The following is a 7397-nucleotide window of genomic DNA, read 5'->3' as shown; positions in this document are numbered from 1 at the left end:
TCTATAAATTTCAAGTTTCCTTTACGATATTCGCCTTGCACCCGAACCGCTTCTTTTTTCAAAATATTTGCCGTCACTAAAAAGCCAACTAGATTTTTCATATTTAATACCAATAACGGAAAAACTGCTAGTAAATAGCCACTTAAAATACCCGCATCTCCACCATCAGCTAAAATTCTAGCGGCAACTTCCTGAACCATTAAAATAGATAATGTGCCCCCTGTAATTGACGCTGTTCCTGCTACTGCTACATTTGTATCAAATAATTGCATTCCTACTAGCAGTAAAATAATCGTCATTAATACGACCGTTGCTGCACCAATAACAAAGGTACGCCATTGAGCTTTTAAATCGGCAAAACTCATCATCGTTCCCAAATGAACAATGATAACGCCCACAACCGCATTTCCTATATTTAATAATCCTGAATCTAAAATTAAATCATGTGGAAAAAAGTCAGTTGCAAATCCGACCAAAAAGATAATTGACGCGACTAACATCATTGAAATTAATGCCTTTGTCTTTTTTGAAACAAATTCTCCAATTGTCCAAACAAGCATAACAATTGCAAATGCTACTACTGGTTGCATAATAGTTCTCTCCCTTCTAATATGGAACACTTTTTATTGTTTATTTGCTTAATTGAGGCTGGGAAAAGTGCTTATTTCCGAAGCCTTCAATTCTTAGAACTTTTAAAGAAAGCAACGCACTTTCTATACCTTGTACCGTTCATCATCGACTCACGATATTCTTCGTGATCTAAGACAATTTGATCGTAACGAAGTGGAGTAGCTGCTTTTTTCTCATCGTTTATTCGGATGTAGTTTTGTCCCACGCACTTAATTTTTTACCAAGTCACAAGTCCAGATGCTAGCATCCGAAGATTAAAACATTGATATAACATAAAAACTAGGACTATTCTTGCTTAAAATTCTCCAAAATATTTCTACAGCATATAACTTAAAACTTAGCACCAACTCACTTCCCTTTAATTATATAAAAACTGCTTACTGCCTTGAATTTTGAACAGTCCGCAATCAAATATCCAGCTACTTTAAGAATTATGTACGTAAACCAACTTCAAAAAAGATAACACTTATCTAGTAAAAAATAAAAACACATTTTAATCGTAAAAATCTCTTGTTTATATTATTTACATACTTCCAACCACATTAATTTTAATTGTATTTTAATAAAATGGCAAATTTAAATAACTATTTTCTGTATTTTTCTATCTTTTTAAAAATATAAACATATGAAATTACATATATTTATATTATAGCAAAGCAAAAAAACTGACCCCTCTGCTTTTTACAGCAAACAAGTCAGTCATTTTTAATTAAATAACAATAGTTATTATTTTTGTTCCTTTTTCACTGAACAACCTGTAGTATGACAATCATCACAACTTTTTCCTTTTTTAACTCGAGAATAAACAATATATCCTGCAGAGCCAAAAATCAAAACTGCTAAAAGCACTGTTGACATGACCTTACCCTCTTTCTAAAGACGCCATTGTAATGATGGTTTCTTTCTTTATTTTCGGTTTTCTCACTAAGTAATAGCCCATCACTAAGACCAGCAATGCCGCAATGACTATCCCTACTCCAATTTGACCATGTTCAAATATTACATGTCCGAATTGATAAATAATAAAACTTACAATATAAGCTAAACCACATTGATAACCAATTGCACCCAATGTCCACTTCCAATCACCCATTTCACGACGGATTGCTCCAATTGCTGCAAAACAAGGTGCACAAAGTAAATTAAATACTAAAAATGAATATGCTGCAACAGGTGTAAAGGCGCCACGTAGTGCAGACCAAACTTCAACACCGTCTTCAGAAACTTCCGCCAAATGACCGAATAAAATCCCAAAGGTTCCAATAACATTTTCTTTAGCAACTAAACCTGTGATCGTAGCCACAGCTCCTTGCCATGTTCCCCAACCAAGAGGCGCAAATAAAGGCGCAATCGCTTGACCAAGATTTGCAAGTATACTGTTGTCTCCCGCTGCTTCTTTCAGATTAAATGTATAAGTCGAAGTAAACCAGATAAAGATACTCATTACAAAAATAATTGTTCCAGCCTTTTTAACAAATGATTTGCTACGGTCATATGCATGACGAATGACACCACGCAATTGAGGCATATGATAAGCTGGTAGTTCCATAATAAAAGGCGCTGGATCACCTGAAAACAAACGTGTCTTTTTCAATGCAATACCTGATAAAACAATTGCTGCAATTCCGATAAAGTAGGCAGATGGTGATACCCAGCTACTTTTTGGAAAAAATGCACCAGCGATTAGAGCAATAATCGGCAGTTTAGCAGAGCAAGGCATAAATGTCGTCACCATAATCGTCATTTTACGATCTTTTTCATTTTCAATCGTCCGACTTGCCATAACCCCAGGAACTCCACAACCAGTAGCGATTAGCATAGGAATAAATGATTTTCCAGATAAACCGAATTTTCTAAATAGACGATCCATCACAAAAGCAATCCTAGCCATATAGCCACAATCTTCCAAAAAGCCTAAGCATAGGAACAAAACAGCTAACTGTGGTAAGAAACCTAAAACAGCACCCACGCCAGCAATAATTCCGTCTAAAATTAAACTTTGCATCCAAGGTGCTACACGCCAACTATTTAATAGTCCGCCAATTGTTGTCGGCACAAAATTACCAAACAGTTCATCATTAATCCAGTCAGTTCCCATTGTTCCAACCGTTTGAATTGACAGATAATAAACAAACCACATAATAATTGCAAAAATCGGCAACGCCAACCAACGATTTGTTACAACTCGGTCAATTTTGTCACTTGCGCTGAAAGTGATGGCATTTTTTTCAATTGAGCAAAGTGCGGTTAAACGAGTAATAAATTCATAGCGCTCGTTAATGACAATTGACTCGCTATCATCTTCAAAAATTTTCTCTGTGATCTTGATAACCTCTTCTATATCTTTTTGTTGTAATGAGCTTAATTCTAACGCTGAATTCACTCGCATATCTCGTTCAAATAATTTAATACTAAACCAACGTGCTTGAAACTCAGGAACACTATTACCTAAAACATCTATAATTTCATTCAATGCGGCTTCTAAGCGATTGTCATAAGTTGGATAATTAACTGTTGGAGGAAATACATCTGCTGCCTTAACCGCCTTTTTTATCAGCTCATCCAAGCCTCTATTTTTCAACGCGCTAACACCTACAACATCTATACCTAAACCATAAGAAAGCTTATCTATATTAATTTTTTTATTTGTTTTATCTAAAATATCCATCATATTTAAGCCAACAACCACAGGAATACCTGTTTCCATTAATTGTGTTGTCAAATAGAGGTTTCGTTCCAAATTAGTGGCATCTACTATATTGACGATAACATCCGGATTATCATTGAGTAGATAGTCACGAGCCACAACTTCTTCCGGAGTATAAGGTGAAAGAGAATAAATTCCCGGCAAATCCTGAATCGTTAGCTGTTTATTTTTTTTTAATTTCCCTTCTTTTCGTTCAACAGTGACTCCCGGCCAATTTCCGACATATTGATTCGCACCAGTTAATGCATTAAACGCTGTCGTTTTCCCACTATTGGGATTCCCTGCCAAAGCAATATGTTGTTCTTTCATTCCTTTATCCTTCTTTCTGTACTAGAACTAACTCCGCTTCATTTTTTCTCAACGTCAATTCATATCCGCGTAAATTGATTTCAATTGGATCGCCTAAAGGAGCCATTTTTCTCACTAGCAAATCTACTCCCTTAGTCAACCCCATATCCATCAAACGTCTTTTAATTGCGCCTTGTCCATGAATCCCAATTACACGAGCTTTTTCCCCAATTGCCAGCTGATCTAACGAAAGCCAATTTTCCTCACTCAGACTTTTTTCTACTATAGTAATTTGTTTTAATATGGATAAATTAATCGCAATCCGACCATTGTGAAGTAAAACGATGCCGTTATCTCCAGAATAATTAACTAATACAACTTTGGAACCTAACACAAGTCCAAGATTGTTTAAATGTTTTTTGGCAAATCCTTCTACTTGAATGCTCTCAATCGTATAAACCTTATTTAACTTTGCCTGAGCCAATGTCAACATTACTGAGTGACCTCCTCATTTTTATAGCTATTATCTATCCTTAATTAGAGTATAATCAAACACTTGTGAAATAATTTCATTAACAAACCTTATTGAAATTGATAATCGTTCTCAATAAGTATAACTGTTTGTGATCTTTAAATCAATGTTCTTTCTAGCCATTAGTAAGAAAATAATTAATCTAGCATATAAGCTATGTTCATTTAGTATGTCGTTCTCTTTTTGACCACTATATCTAGTGTGTGTTGAATTAGAATTCCCGCTGAAAAATTTAATAAATTTCTTTTTTGAACATAAAACTTCCCATATTAGCCGCCTAAATCTAGAGAATACGTGCTTTCATATTTCTTTCAAAAACACAAAACATGGTATTCGGTCAAAAAACAACCACAATATATAGTGCCTAAGTGTTGACTTTTTCCCAGAGAGATTTATACTAGTGAATGTAAACTAATTGAGGGGGAATTAAAAATGAACGTAAAAATCTTTTCTAAAAATAATTGTATCCAATGTAAGATGGCAAAACGCTTTTTGAGCGAGAATAATATAGCATTTGAAGAAGTAAATATTGATATCCAACCTGACGCAATCGACTGGTTAAAAGAACAAGGATTCCAAAGTGTTCCGGTTATCACTTCTGATGCTACGACTGTTGTAGGCTTCCGTCCAGATCAATTAAAACAATTGGCTAGCTAAATGAAAATTGTCTATTTTTCAGTCACCGGACAAACCAGACGCTTCATTAAAAAATTGGATTTGGCAGCTTATGAAATTGAGCCTGCGAATCCTTTTTTTGAGATAAACGAACCTTTTATTCTAGTCGTTCCTACTTATGATAAAGAAATAACTGAAGTAGTGAATGATTTTCTTGATTATAAAAGCAATCGTGAACAGATACAGGGCGTTGCCGGGGGCGGCAACCGTAATTTCGCAGAATTATTTATCTATACAGCCAATGACATAGCACGTGATTACAACGTTCCCATGCTTTTTGCTTTTGAATTTAGCGGTACGAACGAAGACGTGGAATCCTTTAAGAAAGTAGTGAATGAACTTGAGTCTAAAAGAAATTAAAGATGTTAGCTATTTTAAGCTAAATAACGAGATCAACCGTCCCGTTGACGGACAAATTCCTTTACACAAGGATAAAGAAGCACTTGCAGCTTTTTTCCAAGAAAATGTTCTGCCAAACACAAGAACGTTTAATACAGTAGAAGAAAAAATTAATTATTTAATCGATAATGATTATCTAGAAACTGAATTTATTCAAAAATATTCAATGGCATTTATTGAAAAATTATATACATTTCTTGATGAACAAGATTTCCAATTTAAATCATTTATGGCAGCTTACAAGTTTTATTCACAATATGCTCTTAAAAATAATGAAGGAACTGAATACTTAGAAAGTTATGAAGACCGTGTTGCTTTTAATGCTTTATACTTTGCTGACGGTAATGAAGAGTTAGCATTAGTCTTAGCAGATGAAATGATCCACCAACGTTATCAACCAGCCACACCTTCTTTCTTAAATGCGGGACGTAAACGTCGCGGTGAATTAGTATCTTGTTTCCTAATCCAGGTAACTGATGATATGAATAGCATCGGTCGTTCAATCAACTCTGCTCTACAATTATCACGTATCGGTGGTGGTGTAGGGATTACTCTTGCTAACTTACGTGAAGCAGGCGCTCCAATTAAAGGTTATGAAGGAGCTGCCAGTGGCGTGGTTCCTGTTATGAAATTATTCGAAGATAGCTTTAGTTATTCTAACCAATTAGGTCAACGTCAAGGTGCTGGTGTGGTTTACTTAAATGTTTTCCATCCAGATATTGAAATGTTCCTTTCCGCTAAAAAAGAAAACGCTGATGAAAAAATTCGTGTAAAAACATTATCTTTAGGAATTGTTGTTCCAGATAAATTTTACGAATTGGCACGTAATAATGAAGACATGTACCTATTTAGTCCCTATAGTGTGGAACGTGAATATGGTGTTCCATTTTCTTATGTGGACATTACTAAAGAATACGATAATTTAGTGGCTAATCCAAAAATTCGCAAACGTAAAGTTAAAGCACGTGATCTAGAAAATGAAATCTCTAAATTACAACAAGAATCTGGTTATCCATATATTATCAATATCGATACAGCCAACCGCAGCAATCCAGCTTACGGTAAAATCATTATGAGTAACCTATGTTCAGAAATCTTACAAGTTCAAACACCTTCTGTCTTAAATGGCAAACAAGAATATGAACAACTTGGTACGGATATAAGCTGTAACTTAGGTTCAACAAACATTGTTAACTTAATGGAAAGTCCTGATTTTGGTAAATCAGTTCGCGCAATGACTCGCGCCTTGACTTTTGTTACAGACGCTTCTGACATTGACGTAGTTCCTTCTATTCAAAACGGTAACCGTTTAAGCCATACAATTGGTCTCGGTGCTATGGGACTTCATACATTCTTTGCTAAAAATCATATGGAATATGGTTCAGAAGATTCACTTGACTTTACTAATGTTTATTTCACACTATTGAATTACTGGACTTTGGTAGAAAGTAACAATATCGCTAAACAATATAATGAAACATTCCACAACTTTGACAAATCTGATTATGCAAATGGGTCATATTTCGATAAATACATCGAAGGAGATTTCACTCCAAAATCAGATAAAGTCAAAGAAATTTTCAAAGATATTTTCGTTCCAACAGCTCAAGATTGGGCCGATTTACGTGAAGCAGTGAAAAAAGATGGATTGTATCACCAAAACCGATTAGCTGTAGCACCAAATGGTTCTATTTCTTATATCAATGATACCAGTGCAAGCATTCACCCAATCACTCGCATGATTGAAGAACGCCAAGAGAAGAAAATCGGTAAAATCTATTACCCTGCTCCTTACCTAGCAAACGATACGATTCCTTACTATACATCGGCTTACGATATGGATATGCGCAAAGTTATTGATGTTTATGCAACAGCACAACAACATGTGGATCAAGGCATGAGTTTAACTTTATTTATGCGTTCTGAAATTCCTGAAGGGATCTATGAATGGAAAGACTCACCAAAACAAACAACACGTGATTTAAATATTTTACGTCACTACGCTTTCCATAAAGGGATTAAATCAATTTACTATGTACGGACATTTACGGATGATGCAGAAGAAATTGGCAGCAACCAATGTGAAAGCTGTGTAATCTAACACTTGTTCCAATTAGGACTAGCCTGTGAAGCTAGACAGATGCAAAACTGAACTCAAACAAGGCG

6 protein-coding genes and 1 pseudogene are annotated in these 7397 nt (G+C 35.1%); 3 read left to right on the top strand and 4 right to left on the bottom strand.

Going from position 1 to position 7397, the window contains the following annotated elements:
* From C240_RS10405 to C240_RS10390, 4 genes and pseudogenes are all read right to left on the bottom strand, one after another.
* Positions 1 to 590: pseudogene (locus C240_RS10405) on the bottom strand (hypothetical protein); the annotation flags it as partial.
* Positions 591 to 1356: 766 nt separating this feature from the next.
* Entirely contained in the window at positions 1357 to 1488 is a 132-nt protein-coding gene (locus C240_RS10400; RefSeq protein WP_271495188.1) for a FeoB-associated Cys-rich membrane protein, read from the bottom strand.
* 4 nt (positions 1489 to 1492) lie between these two features.
* Positions 1493 to 3646 (bottom strand): ferrous iron transport protein B, encoded by a 2154-nt coding sequence (gene feoB / locus C240_RS10395; RefSeq protein WP_271495185.1) that lies wholly within the window; start codon positions 3644 to 3646, stop codon positions 1493 to 1495.
* Positions 3647 to 3650: 4 nt separating this feature from the next.
* Positions 3651 to 4118, bottom strand: a complete 468-nt coding sequence (locus C240_RS10390; protein ID WP_271495182.1) for a FeoA family protein — start codon at positions 4116 to 4118, stop codon at positions 3651 to 3653.
* Between the two features lie 471 nt (positions 4119 to 4589).
* On the opposite strand from C240_RS10390, the gene nrdH reads away from it, so the two are divergent.
* Genes nrdH through nrdE form a run of 3 tightly spaced genes read left to right on the top strand, consistent with a single transcriptional unit; the run spans position 4590 to position 7332 of the window.
* Entirely contained in the window at positions 4590 to 4814 is a 225-nt protein-coding gene (gene nrdH / locus C240_RS10385) for a glutaredoxin-like protein NrdH (RefSeq protein ID WP_010760423.1), read from the top strand.
* Complete coding sequence (gene nrdI / locus C240_RS10380) at positions 4815 to 5192, top strand: class Ib ribonucleoside-diphosphate reductase assembly flavoprotein NrdI (RefSeq protein WP_271495168.1); 378 nt, start codon at positions 4815 to 4817, stop codon at positions 5190 to 5192. It abuts the gene before it with no gap.
* Entirely contained in the window at positions 5173 to 7332 is a 2160-nt protein-coding gene (gene nrdE, locus C240_RS10375) for a class 1b ribonucleoside-diphosphate reductase subunit alpha (protein WP_271495226.1), read from the top strand. The genes nrdI and nrdE overlap by 20 nt, the downstream gene beginning before the upstream one ends.
* Positions 7333 to 7397: the final 65 nt, after the last annotated feature.

It is taken from the genome of Enterococcus sp. 5H, from assembly GCF_028128615.1.
Lineage (GTDB): Bacteria > Bacillota > Bacilli > Lactobacillales > Enterococcaceae > Enterococcus_L.
Note: the sequence above shows the minus strand (reverse complement) of the source record. Positions and strands in the feature narration are given on the sequence as shown.